Genomic DNA, 19,469 nt, shown 5'->3' with positions numbered 1-19,469 from the left:
GGCACGCTGAAGAAGATCAAGGACACGGGCGTCGTGTCGCTCGGCATTCGCGAATCGTCGGTGCCGTTCTCGTATTCGGACAACCAGCAGAAGAACATCGGCTATTCGCGCGACATCGCATCGCGTATCGTCGACCAGCTGAAGACGGAATTGAACCTGCCGAATCTCTCGGTGAAGGAGATCCCGATCACGTCGCAGAACCGGATTCCGCTGCTGCAGAACGGGACGGTCGATTTCGAATGCGGATCGACGACGAACACGCTCGAACGGCAGAAGCAGGCTGCGTTCTCGAACAGCATCTTTCTTTATGGGATCCGATTCAGCACGCGCAAGGATTCGGGCGTGAAGGATTTCGCGGACCTGGCCGGCAAGACGGTCGCGACGACGGCCGGCACGTCGGACGAGCGCCTGCTGCGCAAGCTCAACGAAGAGAAGGCGATGAACATGACGATCATCAGCGCCAAGGATCACGCCGAGGCGTTCATGAACGTCACGACCGGGCGCGCGGTGGCGTTCGTGATGGACGAGCCGTTGCTGTACGGCGAGATCGCGAAGGACCGCAACCCGGGCGCGTACACGGTGACGGGCACGCCGCTGGTTCACGAGAATTACGCGTGCATGATGCGCAGGGACGATCCGGCGTTCAAGCGCGTGGTAGACGGCGTGATCGCGAAGATGCAGACGTCGGGCGCGGCCGAGAAGCTCTACGACCAATGGTTCATGCAGCCGATCCCGCCGAAGGGCGTGAGCCTCAACTATCCGCTGTCGGCGGAGATGAAGCAGCTGTTCAGGAATCCGACGGATCAGGCGCAGTATTGATCGCCGCGTCATGGTGGTATCGCACCACAAATGAAAAACCGCCGGCACATGCCGGCGGTTTCGCTTTGCAGCCCGGTCGCTCGTGCGCCGGAAGTGCGCGTCAGGCCTTGATTTCAGGCCCGCGCGCGGCCGGCTGTGCCGGCGTCGCCGGGGCAGGTGCGATCGAACGCGCCGAAGGTTGCGCCGGCACGATCACGACGACCGGTTCCGGCATCGCCCACGCCGGTATCGCGAACCCGACGGGCTGCGGCATCGGCATCGGCATCGCGAACGCGTTGGCGAGCGCGACGTGCTGCAGCGCCATCATCTGCTGCTGCATCGCGACCATCTGCGCCTGCGCCGCCTGCATCCGGTACTGCGCGGCCTGTATTTGCCGCAACGCCGCCGCGGGCGGCATGCCGCCCGACGACGACGTCTGCATCTCGAAGCTCGCGCCGCCTTGCGGGCTGTGCCAGCTCCACGTGCTGACCTTCATCGGGCCGACCGCGGTCTGGACGACGCGCGTTTCGGCTTTCACGGGCACGGCCTGCCCGTCGACATTGACGAACATCGGTTGGGCAGCGGCCGCCGCGCCGTCCTGCCCGGCCAGGGCGAACAGAGGCACCAGCGCCAGCGCGCCCGCCGCCATATACGAACGGAATCGCATCTTCGTATCTCCATCAAACGAGACTGATCGAGTCAACAATGACGTGAGGCTCACGGAGTGAGCCATCCGAGACAATGCGGCCCTCGGCTTAAATCAATATTAAAACCGCGTCCGGCTGGGCCGGCTAACGCATTTCAGGGCGAGCCGCAATCGGCATTCAACCTCGTCCACGCCAGGGGAATCCGGCGGCACGACGCGACAACGGGCACAATACGGCATTCGCCACGACCGCACGCATGTTCGACGTTCGAACATTGACGGTGCGGCACTGCCGCCCCGATCTCTTTCCCAGTCGTCATGACCGCCACGCCCATTCCCGCGCGCGAGTCGAACTCGCCGCGTTTCCTGTTGTTCCTGATCTGCCTGTTCGCGTCCGCCGGCCAGCTCGCGATCGACATCTACGTGCCCGCGCTGCCCGACATGGCACGTTCGTTCGCGACCACGCCGCAGGCGATCCAGTCGAGCGTGTCCGGTTACATGGCCGCCTATGCGCTCGGCCAGCTCGTCTTCGGGCCGGTCGCCGACGCATACGGGCGCAAGCGCGTGCTGGCGTTCGGGCTCGTGATCTACACGATCGGTTGCCTGCTGTCGCTCGGCGCGCAGAACCTGGAGACGTTCGTGCTGGCGCGCTGCCTGCAGGGTTTCGGGATCGCGACCACCAACCTGCTCGCGAAGGCGATCATCACCGATTCGTTCTCCGGCCAGGCGCTGATGCACGCGTTCACGTACATGTCGATCGCGTGGGGGCTCGCGCCGATCATCGCGCCGGTGATCGGCGCGCACCTGCAGGAATGGTTCGGCTGGCGCGCGTGCCTCGTGTTCCTGCTGGTGTACTCGCTGGTGATGTGGGCGCTGCTGTGGCGATACCGCGAAACCTTGCCGAAGCCGGTGCATCTCGAGCCGCGCACGCTGGTGACGAACGCGGGCAAGGTGCTGGCGAGCCCGGTGTTCCAGAGCTGCTTCCTCGCCCAGGGGCTGTGCTACAGCATCCTGCTGGTGTTCAACATCGTCGGGCCGTTCATGGTGCAGACCACGCTGCACAAGCCGCCGACCTTCTTCGGTTATCTCGCGCTCGGCATCGGGCTCATGTATTTCCTCGGCGGGCTGTCGAACCGCATTCACGGGCGCGGGCTGCCGAGTGCCGAGCAACGGCTGCGTATCGGCGCGCGCGTGATGGCGGGGGCGTCGGTCGCGATGCTGGTGCTGGCGCTGACCGTCGGGCTGCGCGTGTGGACGCTCGCGACGCCGGTGCTCGTGATGGGTTTCTGCGCGGGCGCGATGTACCCGACGCTGATGGCCAAGGGCAATTCGCTGTTTCCGCATATCGCCGGCCTGACGAGCGCGATCCTCGGATGCGCGCTGCTGCTCGTGTCGTCCGCGATGATGGGGCTGGCCGGTTTCGTGTCGATCCATGTCCTGACGCCGCTCGCGGTCTTCTTCGTCGCGCTGTCCTGCATCGTCGTGTGGATGGTCACCAAGCTGCTGCGGTACCTGTCGCAGCAGCAGGCCCAGGCCGCGCCCGTCGCGTGCGGGCGTGGGGAGGCCGCGTAAATGCCGCCTGTCGACTGCCCCATGAACCCGATCCTGCTGAACCGCGTCGCCCGAACCGACGCCGCCGACCTGATCGCCGCCAATCGCGCGAGCCGGAACCATCATCTGCCGTGGGTCGACTCGTTCACCGACCAGGCGGGATTCGACCAGTGGTTCGGGCGCTGCCTGACGGGGCCGAACGTCGGCTTCGTCGCGCGCGAGCGCACGTCCGGGGCGGTGGTCGGCGTGGTGAATCTCAACGAGATCGTCGGCGGCGTGTTCCAGAGCGCGTATCTCGGGTACTACGGGATGGTGGCGTTCAGCCGCAAGGGGCTGATGACCGACGCCATGCGCGCGGCGATCGGCGTCGCGTTCGGCGAACTCGGGCTGCATCGGCTCGAAGCGAACATCCAGCCGGGCAACCATGCGTCGATTGCGCTGGTTCGGCGGCTCGGCTTCACGAAAGAGGGGTTTTCTCCGCGTTATCTGCGCATCGACGGCGCATGGCGCGACCACGAGCGGTGGGCGCTGCTGGCCGACGACGCGCCCGAAGCGCGCGCCTGACGCGCGATACCGGGCAGTAATGGGCGACCTTCTTCCCGCCGCCGGCCGCTTGTCAAAGCGGATGCGCCGCGCCGGCCTGCGTGAGCAGCGTAACCGCGGCCGGATCCGGCATCCCGTTCGTATCGATCGCGCCGGCTTTCGCGAGCGCGACGAGATCGCTGTCGACACCCGGTTGCCCGACCGTAAACGACGTGGTCAGGAACGCCGGCGCCGTGAGCGTGACCGAATAGCGCTGCTGCAGGCTCGTCACCACGGCCGATTGCGCGGCCTGTACGGTGTTCGGGCTGTTCATCGCCTGCTGGTAGCGCGGATTGCCCTGGAAATTGCCGATCAATGCGGCGGCGTTCGTGCCGAGCTGGGCGGCGAGGTAGACCAGCATCAGCTCGGTCTCGGGCGTCGTATTGAACGTACCGCCCGCGTACGCGAGCGAATGCAGGCTCGTGCCGCCCGACGTCACGGTGACGACGCACGGCAGCGCGGCATTGACCGTCACGCGGTAGTTGCCGCCGCCGTCGGTCAGCGTCGTCGCCGAGCCCGTCACGCAGCTGACCGTCACCTGCGCGCTCGCGAGCGCGTCGCCCGTCGCGGCCGTGCCCGACAGCGCGACGGTTTGCGTGTTGTTGTTGTTGAAGCAGACATCCACGCCGAAGCAAGCATCGCCGTTGCACGCCTGAAGCGCTGCGAGGGTGGCGACGCAGAGCGTGCCCAGCGCGGGGCGGATGAAACGCCTGGGGTGCAGGTTCATGGTCGCTGGCCTTGAGGAGAGTGGGGCAACCGGTAGGCGCCGACAGTGCGGCGCCGTTCACATTCTATGTCCCGAAGCGGGGCGCTGCTTGCCCGTTTCGTTCGCCTGGCCGGCCTGCGGCCGGACGCGGCCCGGCGACGAGCGCGTCGTGCAGCGGCACGCTGAAATGACGAGATCCGGAAGTCGGCCGGAAACCTTTCAGTTCCTTTCGCAATTGGTTATGCTGCGGGACGATTAAAAACGACGAGAGAACGTGCCGTTCCCGATGGAGCCGGCGCGCCGTTTCCGACATGAATTCGAAACGACAGACGGGCCGGCCGTGCGCGCCGGGCGGCGAAGGTGATCCGGCATCGCGGGCAGGCACGGCCCGAACCGGCATTCGGCACACACGCGGCACCAAGGGCGTGACCGGCAGGTCCGGCTTCCGGAAGGCCACTGCGTTGCTCGCGGGCGCGATCCTGCTGTTCGGCGGCACGGCCATCGCGGCGCCGGCCGAAGAGGGCAGCGTCGCCGTCGCGGCGTCCATGGCCACCACGTTTTCCACCCCGGCCCGGTCGGCCTGCACACACGTGGCCGCCGCGGCAGCCTATCCGGTCGCCCCGAAGCCGGAAGCCGCGCCGCCGTTGCGAGGCCGCGTGACGGACACGACGGGCGCGCTGAGCGCGGCCTGCGCCTCCGAGCTGACCGACCGCCTCGCCGCGCTCGAACAACGGCTCGGCGTACAGGTCGCGATCCTGCTGGTCGGGTCGACCGGGCAATCGACGATCGAACAGTTTGCGACCACCGTGTTCGACCAATGGAAACTCGGCAAGGCCCAGGTCAACAACGGCCTGCTGCTCGTCGCCGCGCTCAACGACCATACCGTGCGGATCGAAGTCGGCTACGGGCTCGAAGGCACGATTCCGGACATCGTCGCGGGCCGGATCATTCGTGAGCGGATCGTGCCGGCATTCCGCGAGAACCGCATTGAAGCCGGCATCAGCGATGCGCTGGACGCGCTGACGCACGAAATGATGCCGGCCGACGTCGCCGCGCCGGAGCAGCCCGCACCCGCCATGGCGCTCGACGGGCGCGACGAAGCATACGAAACGGCCGCAGCGACCGCGGCGAGCGCGACGAATTCCGCGAACCCGCCGCCCCGCGACGCGCGAGCCGGCGGCGAAAAATACCAGTCGAACGGCCTGCCCGAGCGGAAACGCCCGAACGCGGGCGGCGTGCGGTTCTGGTTCCTGCTCGGGGTTGCCAATGTCGTGCTCGGCGTGGTCGCGCAATGGCGCAAGCTGCGCCGCAGGGTGGCGCTCCTGGCCGCCTGGCTCGTGGCGGCCGTCGTGCCGGTCGTGATGCTGCCGGTCGGCGCGATCTTCAACGGCAATCTCGAAGCCATGCTGGGCGCCGCAGCGTTCATTCCGACGGCAGCCGGTGTCGGGCCGTGCCTGCTCGGCATCAACCTGTTCCTGTCGGCGCGCGTGCGCAAAATCACCGCGATCGTGGGCGGGACGCTGTTCATGATCGTCGCGATCGGGCGCGAAATGGACTATTCGGTCGGGGAAGTGCTGTCCGGCATCTTCGGCGTGCTGTGCGTACTTGCCGTGATCTGGGCGAAGCTGACGGGCGGCGGCTCGTCTTCGTCGTCATCCTCGTCCGGCTCACGGTCGCCATCGAGTTCCGATTCGTTTCGCGGCGGCGGCGGATCGAGCGGCGGTGGCGGCGCATCGGGCCGCTGGTAGCGTCCGCGCGCAGCCTGCCTGCGCACCTGATTCCTTTCACCTGCCGCTCCGCACGGAGCGTTCAACCGGAAACAACCCCATGATGAAATGGTTTCGAATCCTGCTCGTGTGCTGCGTGCTGGCCCCGCTCGCGGGGTGCGGCTACAACGCGATCCAGTCGTCCGACGAGGACATCAATGCCGCATGGTCCGAAGTGCTGAACCAGTATCAGCGCCGCGCGGACCTCGTGCCGAATCTCGCCGCGTCGGTGAAGGGCTACGCGTCGCACGAGGCGCGCGTGCTGACCGAGGTGGCATCGGCCCGTGCGCGCGTGGGCAGCGTGCAGATGACGCCGGAGATGGCGAAGGACCCGGCCGCGCTCGCGGCGTTCGACCAGCGGCAGGGCGAGTTGTCCGGGGCGCTGAGCCGGCTGATGGTGGTGTCCGAGCGTTATCCGGAGCTGAAGGCGAACGAAGCGTTCCGCGACCTGCAGACCCAGCTCGAAGGCACGGAAAACCGCATCGCGGTCGCGCGCGGCCGTTACATCAAGACGGTGCAGCACTACAACGTGCAGATCCGCCAGTTCCCGGGCGTCGTGATCGCGAAGATCTTCGGCTACCAGCCGCGCCCGAATTTCAGCGTCGCGAACGAAGCGGCGGTTTCGACCGCGCCGACACTCGATTTCTCCGCGCAGCCGCAGCCGGCGAAGGCAAACGCGGCCGGCGAGTAAGGTCTGAGCGCCAGGTCGGAGCGTCAGATCTGAACGTCAGGTCGAAAAGCCCGACCGAAGCGCGCGTTCACGGCTTGCGCGCAGCCGCCTTCGCGAACGCGCCGCGCACCTCGAAGCCGATCGCGTCGGCAACATTGCCGCGCGCATCGACGAGTTCGAGCCGGTGCCGGCCCGGCCACGGCATCCACGCGATACGGTCGGCATGCCCGATCACCTTGTCGTCGAGCCGCCACGCGAACTTCGCGGCGCGCCCGGCCGAGCGCTCGAACCAGATCCGCTGATTCTTCGGCGGAATGTCCGGGTCGATCGCGAAGATCGTGCCGTCGGTCGGCGTGCCGATCGTCAGCGGCGCGCGCGCGCCGTCCTTGCCCGGCGTGACGGGGGCGGCGAGCCGGATCGTGTCGACCGCCGTGCCCGCGACGAACCACTCGTTGCGTGACGGTTCGATGTCGCGCTCGAAGGTGATGCGGCGCGTCTCGACGCCGGCCGGCGCGCGCGGCGCGCGGCTCGGCACGTCGCGGTGCAGGTACCCGACGACGGCCGACCACACCGGCGACGCGCCCGTGACACCCGACACGTCCCACATCGGCGAGCCGTCCGCGTTGCCGACCCACACGCCGACCGTATAGCGCGACGTGAATCCGACGGTCCAGTTGTCGCGCATGTCCTTGCTCGTGCCGGTCTTGACTGCCGAGAAGAAGCGCGTCGCGAGCGGATTGTCGAAGCCGAACGTGCGCACGCGCGCGTTGTTGTCGGACAGGATGTCGGTCACGACGAAGCTGGCTGCCTCGCTGAACACGCGCGTGCCGTCGGCCGCGCGGGCGGGCGACGCGGCCGATGCGCCGGATGCCGGTGCCGGCGTTGGCGCTGGCCGGTCGACGACCTGGCGGGCGACGCCGCCGTTCGCGAGCGCGCGGTACGCGTTGGTCAGCGACAGCAGCGTGACGTCCGCACTGCCGAGCGCGAGGCTGAAGCCGTAGTAGTCGCCTTCCTGCGCGAGCGGCAGGCCGAGCGCGGTCAGCGTGCGCGCGAAGCGGTGCGGCGTGACGAGCACGAGCGTGCGCACGGCCGGTACGTTCAACGAGCCGCCGAGCGCGCTGCGCACGCTCACCCAGCCCTTGAAATCCTTGTCGTAGTTCTGCGGGATGTACAGGCCGCCGCCGGCGGCGAGGTTGATCGGCGCGTCGTCGAGCAGCGACGCGGCCGTCAGCCGTTTCTCGTCGATCGCCTGCGCGTACAGGAACGGCTTGAGTGTCGAGCCGGCCTGGCGCGGCGCGAGCACGGCGTCGACGTCGCGCGCGCTCGACAGCGCGCCGGACGAGCCGACCCACGCACGAATCTCGCCGGTCGCGTTGTCGATCACGACGACCGCACCGTCCTGCACGTTGCGCCGGTGCGCGGGCGCGTTGAGTTCGGTCAGCGCGCGCATCAGCGTGTCGCGCGCGAAGCGCTGCAGCGGCGCATCGAGCGTCGTGCGCACCTGCGCGCCGGCCGCCGGCCGAACCTCGGCCGCGATGCGTCGCGCGAAGTGCGGGGCGAGGGCGGCGCCGTCGTCGCGCGCGGCGCTGGCCGGCCGCGCGGTGACCAGCTGCACGTAGCCGTCGAGGGAAGCACAGGCCTGCTCCGCATGCATGTCGCGCAGGATCCGGCACGCACGCTCGGCGACTTTCGCGGGCGTGGCGTTGGGCGCACGCACGAGTGCGGCCGCGATCGCGGCCTCGCGCGCGTCGAGGCCCGACGGCGCCTTGCCGAACAGCACCTGCGACAGCGCGGCGAGGCCGATCGTCTCGCCGCGGAACGGCACGAGGTTCAGGTATGCCTCGAGCACCTGGTCCTTGCGCCAGCCGCGTTCGAGCAGCAGCGCGTTGACGGCTTGCGAGGCCTTCTGCGGCAGCGAGCGCTGGCCCGACCGGCGCGGCGAATCGCTGAGCAGCCCGGCGAGCTGCATCGTGACGGTCGATGCGCCGCGCGTGCGTTCGTTCCACAGGTTGCCCCACGCGGCGCCGGCGATGCCGCGCCAGTCGACGCCGCTGTGTTCGTAAAAGCGCTTGTCTTCCGACACGACGATCGCCTCGCGAAACGCCGGCGACACGTCCGCGAGCGACACCCAGTCGCCGCGCCGTTCGGTGAGGTCGACGCGCGTGCGCTGCAGCGGCGTGCCGTCGCGCGCGAGCAGCACCCAGTCGGAGCTGCGCCAGTTGCGGCGCACTTCGTCGTAGCCAGGCAGCGCATGCGCGACGAGCGGCGCGGCCAGCACGACGGCGACGAATACGCGGCCGGCGAAACGCGCCGGCCGCGGCAATACCTGATCGATCATCGCGTACTCGTTACTTGCCCGCTTCGGCCGGCTTCACGGTCATCGGCGGGTTCGGCCACAGGCCGTACACGGACGGCGCGTACAGTGCCTCGACACGCGTCGGCGGCAGCCCGAACGTGCCGACGTTGTTCAGCCGCACCGTGTACTCGACCGAGAATTTGCCCTTCGGCAGATAGTCGTAGTACGCACGGTAGCCGTCGAAGTCGCGCTCGATGAACGCCGGCCAGGCGCCGTCCGGCGTCTTCTCGCCCTGCGTCGCGGCTTCGGAGTCGCGGCCGAGGCCCGAACCGAGGATCGTCGAACCGGCCGGAACCGGATCGTTGACGACGACCCACGTCATGTCACTCTGCGCATCGATGTCGAGATGCACGCGCACGACGTCGCCGCGCGTCAGCACGCCCTTGACGGCGGGCGACACCGGCGTGACGGTCTTCGTGATCCGGTAGCCGGCAGCGAACGGCGAACGCAGCGGCACGGCCGCGAGGCTTTCGATCGTGGCCCACGGGCGGCCGGTGCCGTCTTGCGTGACGGACAGCGTGGCCGGTGCCTGCGACGCGCGCGGCCACGGCAGCATCACGCTGCGAGCCGCGGCGGCGCGGGTGGCCGGGGTGGCGGGGGCGGCCGATGCAGCCGGGTCGGCGGGCGCGGGTGCCGGCGCCTGCGACCACGAGATCGTGCGTTCGTCGCCGCCGAGCGCGACCTTCGTCGCGCCGGCAACCGGCGTGCTCTCGTAGGTGCGCGAGAAGCGCTCGACCGCGAGCAGGCCGAGCGCGTTCGACGTGGTCGTCTGCCATGCGCCCTGGCGCTGCAGGGCGAGCAGGCCGGCCGTCACGCGCGGCATCTCGTCCTTCCACGCCGGATCGCCGGCGAATTCCAGCGCGAGGCGGGCCGCGTTGGTCTCGTTGCTGGTCATCAGCCACCACAGGTCGTCGTCGCGCGCGGTCGAGAACACGAGCTGCGTGCCCTGGTACGTGAGGCGTGCCCGCAGGATCTGCTCGACCTGCGCGCGTTTCTCGTCGCGTTGCGGGATGTCCTTCACGCGCGTGAGGATCGCGTGATAGTCGATCACCGCCGACGTCGGCCACTGGTTCGGCGCGATCTCGATCGAGCCGAGCATGCGTCCTTGCGCGGCACCGTAGCGCGACAGCGCCTCGATCGCGGCGAGCTTGCGGAGGTCGCGATCCTGGCGCGGCGCCCACGTGTTGCGCTCGAGGCGGCCGTCGACGAAGCGCGCGAGCCCGGCTTCGAGCTGCGTGCGGAGGTCTTCCGGCAGCGCGAAGCGCGGGTCGAGACGGCTCGCCTCGTCGGACACCACGAGCAGGTACGACGACAGCGTCGCGCTGCCGGCGTGCGAATCGTCGGACGACGGCGGGAAGTAGCTCGCGAGCCCGTCGCTGTCGAGATAGACGGGCATGCGGGCGATCAGCGCCTGCCATTGCGCGGGATCGCGCAGGCCGATCGCGCGCGACGTCTGCTGTTCGAGGCAGCGGTACGGATAGCGCTCGAACCAGCGCTTCACGCCGGGCAGCCCGTCGGCGAGCTTCGACTGCAGCGACACGGCGATGCCGCCGCGCGGCAAGCCTTGCGCGTTGTTCGCGGCGCCGGCCGGGGAGGCGACCGGCACCGTCAGCGTGCCGTCGACCTGCGCGAGCGTCGCCTGCTGAACCGTGACCGGCAGTGCGGGCACGACCTTCTGCGCAACCGCCAGCGCGTCGGACGCGCGCTTGCCGCCTTGTTCGGCCGCTTCGATGCGCCAGTTCAGCGCACCGGCCGCGTCGAGCGCCTGCTCGGGCACGGTGATCGTCCAGGCGACTTCGGTTGCCGTATTGGCCGCCAGCGATACGGTTTGCGGTGAGACATCGAGGCCCGTCACGCGCGGCGTCACGACGACCTGCATCGCGCGGTCGGTCGTGTTGCGCAGCGTGACTTGCGCGCGGAACGCGTCGCCTTCGCGCACGAGCGGCGGCAGGCCGGAGATCAGCTGCAGATCCTGCGTACTGCGGATCGACGTGCTGCCGGTGCCGAAGCGGTCGGGGCCGACCGCCGCGATCGCGACGATCCGGAAGCGCGTGAGCGCGTCGTTCAGCGGCACCTCGACGGTCGCGCTGCCGTTGGCGTCCAGCGTCACGCGCGGATTCCACAGCAGCAGCGTGTCGAACAGCTCGCGCGTCGGCGCGCTGCCGCCGCCGCCGCCGGCCGGCACGGCCTTGCGGCCGAAGTGGCGGCGGCCGACGATTTCCATCTGCGCGGTGGCCGTCTCGACGCCGTACGCGCGCCGCCGCAGCATCGCGTCGAGCAGGTCCCAGCTGTTGTTCGGCATCAGTTCGAGCAGCGCCTCGTCGACGGCCGCGACCGCGATCTGCGTGCCGGCCGGCGCGGGCTGGCCGTTCGGCAGCGTGACCTTCACGTGCGCCTGAGCCTTGCTGCGCACGGTGTAGCGCGTCGCGTCGGTCGTCACGGTCACGCCGAGACGGTGGACGCCGGTGCCGACCTTGATCTCGCCGAGGCCGTAGCGGAACGCGGGTTTCGACAGGTCGACGAACGCGGTCGGCGCTTCATAGTGACGGCCCTCGCGCCAGAATGCGCGTGCCCATTCGACCGGTGCCTTCCAGCCCCACGTGAAGAACGAGTACCACGGCACCTCGCGAATCCGGCCGCGCAGCGCGAGCACCGACACATAGACGTTCGGCCCCCACGTGTCGCCGACCTTCAGGTCGACCGTCGGGTTCTTGCCGTTCAGTTCGACGATGTGCGTTTCCATCACGCCGCCACGCTCGACCGCCACCAGCGCGGTCGCGTAGCGGAACGGCATGCGCACCTGGAAGCGGGCGGTTTCGCCCGGTTCGTACGAGGTTTTCTCGGGGATCACGTCGATCCGGTCGGTGTTGTCGCCGCCGAACCAGAGTTCGTCTTCGCGCGTGACCCATACCGAGGTCGACGCGTTCGACGTGCGGCCGTCGCCGTCCTTCGCCACCGCGATCAGCTGCACGTTGCCGGCCTGTTCGAGCGTCGCGTCGCAGGCCATGCGGCCCTTGTCGTCGGTCTTGCCCGAGCACAGCACGCCGAGGTCGCGGGTGTCGCTCTTGTTGTCGTACGCATAGAAGCCGCCGACCATCCGCTTGCGCGACGACGTCGTGATGCGCGCGACGCCCTTGATCTCGATCGGCACCGACGCGCGCGGCTTGCCTTGCAGGTCGACCGCCAGCGCCTGCACGGGCACGCGCTGGCCGACCGAGACCCAGCGGCCCGCCTTGATGCCGGCCACCACCGCGGCCGGCCACAGGATCGTGTCGCCGCGAATCGTCTGCACTTCGCCGTTCGGGTCCGCGAACGTCGCTTCGAGCGCGATGCGCTTCGGTGCGTCGACGTCGGGCAGGCCCTTCAGCGTGACCGAGCCCGCACCGTTGCGGTCGAGCGTCAGCGGCAGCTTGTCGGCGATCAGCTTCGTCGCGTCGGGATCGTTGCTCGATGCCGATGACGACGCGTTGTCGCCGTCCTGCGAATCGTCGTCGGCATTGCCGTCGCTCGTGTCGGGGCGATACGGCGTGAAGCTGAAATCCTCGAAGCGATCGGCGAACGGCGGCGATGCCCACTTCATCAGCGCCGACACCTGCACGGGCAGGTTCGATGCGCCACCGCCCGACACGTAGTCGATCTGCACCGCGAGCGGCGCTTCCTTCACGGCGACGAGCGGGCTTTTCTGCGCGTCGCGCGCGCCGATCGATCCCTTCAGCACCGGCAGGCGGAACGCCTCGACGCGGAAGCTGCCGCTGTAGTAGGTGGACGTGGGCGAGTCTTCCGGGCCGCCTTCGAGCTCGACGCTGTATTCACCGAGCTTCGCGGCGGCCGGCAGCGTGAACTGCGAGTCCGCGCTGTGGTCGGCCGCCCACGTGAGCGGCAGCTTGTAGGTCTGGCCCGTGCCGAGATGGCGGATCGTCACGCGCGTCGGGTATTGCGACGGGAACGCGAGGCTCTGCAGCGTCTCGGACCGGATGAAGTGCTTCATCGACACGGTTTCGCCCGCGCGCAGCAGCGTGCGGTCGAACACCGTATGCGCGCGCACGGTCCGTGCGCTGTCGGTATCGGTCGGCACGTTGAAGCGCCACGATTCGATCCCGCGGTTCCAGCCCGAGCTGACGAACGCCATGTCGGGGCCCGTCTTCGGATCGTTCACGCGGGCCGACACGAAGTAGTCGTCGAAGCGTTGCTCCGAGTCGGACGAACTGCATGCTCGCTTCGATTCGAACGCGCCGTCGATCTTCAGCAGCCCCTGCGCATCGGTCGTGCCCGATGCGATTTCGTCGCCGTTGCAGTCCGACACGCGGATCCGCGCGTTCGGCACGGGCTTGCCCTTGTCGAGCGTCGTGACCCACACGAGGTTGTTTTCGCGGCCCTGTTTCAGGTGCACGCCGAGGTTGGTGACGAGCACCGTGGTGCGCACGTACATGCTCGACGGCTTCGCGAGCAGCGAGCGGCCGAGCGCGGGCGACGCGAGTTCGAGCACGTAGAAGCCGGGCTTGTCGATCGGCACGCCGACGACTTCGAACGGGCGCAGCGCCTTCGGGTCCGCCTTCGGCAGCGTCAGCGCCTGCACGCCGGGCTGGCCCTTGAGCAGGGTCAGCGAGCGCACGTCGATGCGGCGATCCTTCGGTGCGGGCGCCTTCTCGCCGGCCTCGCGCGGCACGTAGACGGGGTGCTGGCCCTTGCGTTCGAGCAGCCCGGGAATCTGGCTGTCGATCGAGCCGGCCGTCATCGACCAGTTGTCGAAGCGGTCGACGGTGCGCATCCACTGACGAATCGCGGTGTCGTCGTCGACCTTCAGGTTCGAGAACTGCGCGCCCTGGGTGTTGAGGCCGTCGATATGCAGGTCGGCCTCGACGTTGCGCAGCGTGACGGGCACGAGCGCGGGCGTATCGGGTTCGGCGAAGCGCTCGACGATCCCGAAGGTGCCCGACGAGAACTTCGCGAGCGGCGGCATCGGTGCGGTGCGCGTCGCGAGCGGGAACAGGTCGGCGTTCGACAGAGGTCGGTCGGTCACGTCGCGCAGGCCCGACGGCAATTCGATCGTCAGGCCGGCCTGCTCGGGCAGCGGCGGGTTGAACGTGACGGTGGTGACTTCCTCGCTCTTGTCGTCGGCCGCGAAGGTCGGCGACAGCGAACCGTCAGGGCCGCGCAGCTTGATCGCCTCGGCGTTCTTGCGCGAGATCGGCGCGTTGAACGACAGCGTGAGCGGGCGCAGCGGCGTGCAGGGCGCTTTCGCGTTCTCGCGCTCGCACGAGAAGCTCGCGGCGAACGGTGCGCGCACGGTGAAATCGAAGCGCCGTTCCGTTTCGTTCGGAATCCCGCTCGGGCTCGTGACACCCTTGCCGTACACGAGCTGCATCTTCGCGCTCGCGGGCAGCGCCTGCGCGCACGACAGCGTCAGTACGCGCGCGGCATCCTTCTTCAGCCCGAAGTGATCGAGCAGCGCGTTGCGCGCATCGTCGTCGGCGGCCGTGACGGGAATGCGGTTGCCGATGCCGGCCGCTTCGCACCAGATGTTCGCGAGCGCCGAACGCGGTTCGGCCGGGCCGTTCAGCTTGAGCACGAATACCTGGTGTTCCTCGATCTCGCGCGAGCCGGGGCGGACGTTCACCGGGAACGGGCCGCCCGTCTGGAACGTGAAGCGGCGCGGGCCGCTGGCCGCATTGCCGGCGACCGAACGCAACGTGTCGTTGAGCGCGACCGAGCAGCGCACGCCGGGCGGCAGGTCGTTTTCGAAATCGTAAACCCAGGTCTTGTCGTCGAGCCAGTGACCCTGGCCGCGCGCGGCCGCGGAATCGTTGCAGGTGACGCGCGCGGGATTCGGCGCGGACGCCGAGCCGAACGCGACCATCGGTTCGTCGAACTTGACGACGCTCTGCCGGACTTCGGTGACGGTGCCTTGCGGCGAGACGCTCACCGTGCGGGCCGCGCCCGCATGCAGCGACAGTGCCGTGGCGCCGCCGAGCGCCGCGACGGCGCCAAGGCGCCAGAGCAGCCGGGTGGTGTGGTGGATGCGTTCCGTTTTGTTCTGTTTGTCGTGCTGCTTCATCGCTCGATTGCCCTCGGAGGGAAGCTTTCTGTTTGATTGCACGCGATTCTAACCGACCGACATGCGCATGCATCGTCGCGTGCAGTCAGTGTGTCGCCGGTGTACGACATGGGTGCGTCGGCCGCAACTTTGTCGCGCCGACGATACAAAAAAGCATCGAAATGTCGATTGTCTCGGATTGCGGAACATTTAATGGACTATAAAAAGATTGTTCGATCCGATTTGTGCGCGTACATTTCAGGTCCGCGCCAATGTTTGAGAAATATCAAGCGTGGTTTTCCCGAATCCGGTGTTCGAGAGAAAAGGAAACATGCACAACGACAACACTCCCCACTCGCGTCGCACTGGCGACGCAGCCGTAACAGGCATCACTCGGCGTCAATGGCTGCAGGGCGCACTGGCGCTGACGGCGGCGGGCCTCACGGGCTCGCTGGCGTTGCGGGCCCTGGCCGACGATCCCGGCACCGCGCCGCTCGATACGTTCATGACGCTCTCCGAAGCATTGACAGGCAAGAAGGGGCTGAGCCGCGTGCTCGGCCAGCGCTTCCTGCAGGCCTTGCAGAAGGGTTCGTTCAAGACGGCCGACAGCCTGCCGCAACTCGCCGGCGCACTCGCGTCCGGTTCGCTGAATCCCGATCAGGAAACACTCGCGCTGAAGATTCTTGAGGCGTGGTATCTCGGCGTCATCGACAACGTCGTGATTACCTACGAAGAAGCATTAATGTTCAGCGTCGTGTCCGATACGCTCGTGATCCCGTCGTATTGCCCCAACAAACCCGGCTTCTGGGCCGACAAACCGATCGAGAGGCAAGCCTGATGGCCGATACCGATACGCAAAAGGCCGACGTCGTCGTTGTCGGCTCGGGTGTCGCAGGCGCGATCGTCGCACACCAGCTCGCGATGGCGGGCAAGTCCGTGATCCTGCTGGAAGCCGGCCCGCGCATGCCGCGCTGGGAAATCGTCGAGCGCTTCCGCAACCAGGTCGACAAGACCGATTTCATGGCGCCGTATCCGTCGAGCGCATGGGCGCCGCACCCGGAATACGGCCCGCCGAACGACTACCTGATCCTGAAGGGCGAGCACAAGTTCAACTCGCAGTACATCCGCGCGGTGGGCGGCACGACGTGGCACTGGGCCGCGTCGGCGTGGCGCTTCATCCCGAACGACTTCAAGATGAAGACCGTGTACGGTGTCGGCCGCGACTGGCCGATCCAGTACGACGACATCGAGCATTACTACCAGCGCGCCGAGGAAGAGCTCGGCGTGTGGGGCCCGGGCCCCGAGGAAGACCTGTACTCGCCGCGCAAGGAGCCGTACCCGATGCCGCCGCTGCCGTTGTCGTTCAACGAGCAGACGATCAAGAGCGCGCTCAACGGCTACGACCCGAAGTTCCACGTGGTGACCGAGCCGGTCGCGCGCAACAGCCGCCCGTACGACGGCCGGCCCACTTGTTGCGGGAACAACAACTGCATGCCGATCTGCCCGATCGGTGCGATGTACAACGGCATCGTGCACGTCGAGAAGGCCGAGCAGGCCGGCGCGAAGCTGATCGACAGCGCGGTCGTCTACAAGCTCGAGACCGGGCCGGACAAGCGCATCACCGCCGCGGTCTACAAGGACAAGACGGGTGCCGACCATCGCGTCGAAGGCAAGTACTTCGTGATTGCCGCGAACGGTATCGAGACGCCGAAGATCCTGCTGATGTCCGCGAACCGCGATTTCCCGAACGGTGTCGCGAACAGCTCGGACATGGTCGGCCGCAACCTGATGGACCACCCGGGCACCGGCGTGTCGTTCTACGCGAACGAGAAGCTGTGGCCGGGCCGCGGCCCGCAGGAGATGACGTCGCTGATCGGCTTCCGCGACGGCCCGTTCCGCGCGACCGAAGCCGCGAAGAAGATCCACCTGTCGAACATGTCGCGCATCAACCAGGAGACGCAGAAGATCTTCAAGGCCGGCAAGCTGATGAAGCCCGAGGAGCTCGACGCGCAGATCCGCGATCGTTCCGCGCGCTACGTGCAGTTCGACTGTTTCCACGAAATTCTGCCGCAGCCCGAGAACCGCATCGTGCCGAGCAAGACGGCCACCGACGCGATCGGCATCCCGCGCCCGGAGATCACCTATGCGATCGACGACTACGTGAAGCGCGGCGCCGTGCACACGCGCGAGGTCTACGCGACGGCCGCGAAGGTGCTGGGCGGTACCGAAGTCGTCTTCAACGACGAGTTCGCGCCGAACAACCACATCACGGGCGCGACGATCATGGGCGCGGATGCACGCGACTCCGTCGTCGACAAGGACTGCCGCACGTTCGACCATCCGAACCTGTTCATCTCGAGCAGCTCGACGATGCCGACCGTCGGTACGGTGAACGTGACGCTGACGATCGCGGCGCTCGCGCTGCGGATGTCGGACACGCTGAAGAAGGAAGTCTGACCGTGCGGAAATCTACTCTCACCTTCCTCCTCGCCGGCTGCCTCGCGCTGCCGGGCCTCGCACGCGCGGCCGATGCGGCCGATCCGGCGCTGGTCAAGCGCGGCGAATACCTCGCGGTCGCGGGCGACTGCATGGCCTGCCACACCGCGAAGGGCGGCAAGCCGTTCGCGGGGGGTCTCGGCATGCCGATCCCGATGCTCGGCAAGATCTATACGAGCAACATCACGCCCGATCCCGAGACGGGCATCGGCAACTGGTCGGCCGAGGACTTCGAGCGCGCGGTGCGCCACGGGGTGTCGAAGAACGGCGACAACCTGTATCCGGCGATGCCGTACGTGTCGTACGCGAAGATCAACGACGACGACGTGCAGGCGCTGTACGCGTACTTCATGCACGGCGTCGAACCGGTCAAGCAGGCGCCGCCGAAGAACGAGATCCCCGCGCTGCTGAGCATGCGCTGGCCGCTGAAGATCTGGAACTGGCTGTTCCTGAAGGACGGCGTCTACCAGCCGAAGCCGGCGCAGAGCGCCGAGTGGAACCGCGGCGCGTATCTCGTGCAGGGCCTCGCGCACTGCAGCACGTGCCACACGCCGCGCGGCATCGCGATGCAGGAGAAGTCGCTCGACGAGACGGGCGGCAGCTTCCTGTCGGGTTCGGTACTCGCGGGCTGGGACGGCTACAACATCACGTCCGACCCGAACGCCGGGATCGGCGGCTGGACGCAGCAGCAGCTCGTCCAGTACCTGCGCACCGGCACCGTGCCGGGCCTCGCGCAGGCGGCCGGGCCGATGGCCGAGGCGATCGAGCACAGCTTCTCGAAGATGACCGAAGCCGACATCGGCGCGATCTCGACGTACATTCGCACGGTGCCGGCAGTTGCCAGCGGCGACGCGAAGCAGTCGCGCTCGTCGTGGGGCAAGCCGGCCGAGGACGGCTTGACGCTGCGCGGCGCCGCGCTCGCGTCGTCGGGCATCGATCCGGCGCGGCTGTATCTCGGCAACTGCGCGACCTGCCACCAGATGCAGGGCAAGGGCACGCCGGACGGTTATTACCCGCCGCTGTTCCACAACTCGACGGTGGGCGCACCGAATCCGACCAACCTCGTGCAGGTGATCCTGAACGGCGTGCAGCGCAAGGCCGGCAGCGAGGACGTCGGGATGCCGGCGTTCCGCCACGAGCTGTCGGATGCGCAGATCGCCGCGCTGACGAACTACCTGACCGGGCAGTTCGGCAATCCGGCCGCGAAGGTGACCGAGCAGGACGTCGCGAAGCTGCGCTGATGGGGCGCGCGACGAAGCAGGGCGATAACTGACAAGAGGAGGAGCACAGCACATCGGGTTGTTGCCCGATGCCGGTTGTTGCAGAGCGGGACGGGTGGCGCAGGCGGCCGCCCGTCCCGGTTCATTCGCAATCCGGTGCGCCGCGCGTATTTGCGCCATGCGCATCGCTTTCGTTGATCGACACCATGACACCGAATCAACCGTTTCTCGCGTCCCAGCGCGATGTGCTGCTGCTGCTTGCCCGGATCCTGCTCGTGATCCTGTTCGTGATGTTCGGCTGGAAGAAGATCGTCGACTTCCCCGGTACCATCGCGTTCATGGGTTCGGAAGGCGCGCCCGCGCCGATCATTTCCGCCGCGATCTCGGTCGTGATGGAACTGTTCGTCGGGGTCGCGATCCTGGTCGGCTTCCAGACGCGCGCGCTCGCGCTGCTGCTGGCGCTCTATACGATCGGCACCGGCATCATCGGCCACCATTACTGGACGATGACGGGCGGCGAGCAGATCAACAACATGATTCATTTCTACAAGAACATCGCGATCTCCGGCGGCCTGCTCGCGCTTTGCGCGGCGGGCCCCGGGCGTTTCTCGATCGATCGCGGATAAGCAGACCCGGGGCGCGCG

Annotated in this window: 13 protein-coding genes; 9 read left to right on the top strand and 4 right to left on the bottom strand. The window is 67.9% G+C overall.

The annotated features are described in order from the left end of the window. Positions 1–819: glutamate/aspartate ABC transporter substrate-binding protein (locus VK92_RS11150; protein ID WP_048025547.1), on the top strand; the 819-nt coding region annotated here is incomplete at its 5' end. A 100-nt stretch (positions 820–919) separates the two neighbouring features. Here the strand turns inward: VK92_RS11150 and VK92_RS11145 are convergent. After that, positions 920–1,465: a hypothetical protein gene (locus tag VK92_RS11145; protein ID WP_048025546.1), complete on the bottom strand. Its 546-nt coding sequence runs from the start codon at positions 1,463–1,465 to the stop codon at positions 920–922. A 297-nt stretch (positions 1,466–1,762) separates the two neighbouring features. On the opposite strand from VK92_RS11145, the gene VK92_RS11140 reads away from it, so the two are divergent. Continuing rightward, complete coding sequence (locus VK92_RS11140) at positions 1,763–3,016, top strand: multidrug effflux MFS transporter (protein WP_048025545.1); 1,254 nt, start codon at positions 1,763–1,765, stop codon at positions 3,014–3,016. Between the two features lie 21 nt (positions 3,017–3,037). After that, positions 3,038–3,559 (top strand): GNAT family N-acetyltransferase, encoded by a 522-nt coding sequence (locus VK92_RS11135; protein ID WP_048025544.1) that lies wholly within the window; start codon positions 3,038–3,040, stop codon positions 3,557–3,559. Positions 3,560–3,611: 52 nt separating this feature from the next. Here the strand turns inward: VK92_RS11135 and VK92_RS11130 are convergent, their stop codons facing one another. After that, entirely contained in the window at positions 3,612–4,304 is a 693-nt protein-coding gene (locus VK92_RS11130; RefSeq protein WP_048025543.1) for a hypothetical protein, read from the bottom strand. Between the two features lie 290 nt (positions 4,305–4,594). Here VK92_RS11130 and VK92_RS38945 point away from each other — a divergent pair, with 290 nt between their 5' ends. Both VK92_RS38945 and VK92_RS11120 read left to right on the top strand, forming a co-directional pair. Then, a complete protein-coding gene (locus VK92_RS38945; RefSeq protein ID WP_053076305.1) occupies positions 4,595–6,031 on the top strand; it encodes a TPM domain-containing protein in 1,437 nt (478 codons plus the stop codon). Positions 6,032–6,113: 82 nt separating this feature from the next. Next, positions 6,114–6,740, top strand: a complete 627-nt coding sequence (locus VK92_RS11120; RefSeq protein WP_122982903.1) for a LemA family protein — start codon at positions 6,114–6,116, stop codon at positions 6,738–6,740. Between the two features lie 67 nt (positions 6,741–6,807). Here VK92_RS11120 and pbpC read toward each other — a convergent pair whose 3' ends face one another. Both pbpC and VK92_RS11110 read right to left on the bottom strand, forming a co-directional pair. Next, positions 6,808–9,057, bottom strand: coding sequence for a penicillin-binding protein 1C (gene pbpC / locus VK92_RS11115; protein ID WP_048025542.1), 2,250 nt, complete (start codon positions 9,055–9,057; stop codon positions 6,808–6,810). Between the two features lie 10 nt (positions 9,058–9,067). Continuing rightward, positions 9,068–15,130, bottom strand: coding sequence for an alpha-2-macroglobulin family protein (locus VK92_RS11110; RefSeq protein WP_048025541.1), 6,063 nt, complete (start codon positions 15,128–15,130; stop codon positions 9,068–9,070). A 310-nt stretch (positions 15,131–15,440) separates the two neighbouring features. On the opposite strand from VK92_RS11110, the gene VK92_RS11105 reads away from it, so the two are divergent. The 4 genes from VK92_RS11105 (at position 15,441) to VK92_RS11090 (ending at position 19,451) form a co-directional block, all read left to right on the top strand. Further along, complete coding sequence (locus VK92_RS11105; RefSeq protein WP_048025540.1) at positions 15,441–15,947, top strand: sugar dehydrogenase complex small subunit; 507 nt, start codon at positions 15,441–15,443, stop codon at positions 15,945–15,947. Beyond that, a complete protein-coding gene (locus VK92_RS11100; protein WP_021162033.1) occupies positions 15,947–17,566 on the top strand; it encodes a GMC family oxidoreductase in 1,620 nt (539 codons plus the stop codon). Before VK92_RS11105 ends, VK92_RS11100 begins: the two co-directional genes overlap by 1 nt. A gap of 2 nt (positions 17,567–17,568) precedes the next feature. Beyond that, the gene (locus VK92_RS11095; RefSeq protein WP_021162032.1) at positions 17,569–18,846 is read left to right on the top strand and encodes a cytochrome c; all 1,278 of its coding nucleotides are present in this window, start codon (positions 17,569–17,571) and stop codon (positions 18,844–18,846) included. A gap of 185 nt (positions 18,847–19,031) precedes the next feature. Further along, entirely contained in the window at positions 19,032–19,451 is a 420-nt protein-coding gene (locus VK92_RS11090) for a DoxX family protein (protein ID WP_027791849.1), read from the top strand. Positions 19,452–19,469 lie beyond the last annotated feature (18 nt).

Source organism: Burkholderia sp. LK4, assembly GCF_001043615.1.
Classification (GTDB): Bacteria; Pseudomonadota; Gammaproteobacteria; order Burkholderiales; family Burkholderiaceae; genus Burkholderia; species Burkholderia cepacia.
This window is presented reverse-complemented; position numbering and strand designations above follow the sequence as displayed.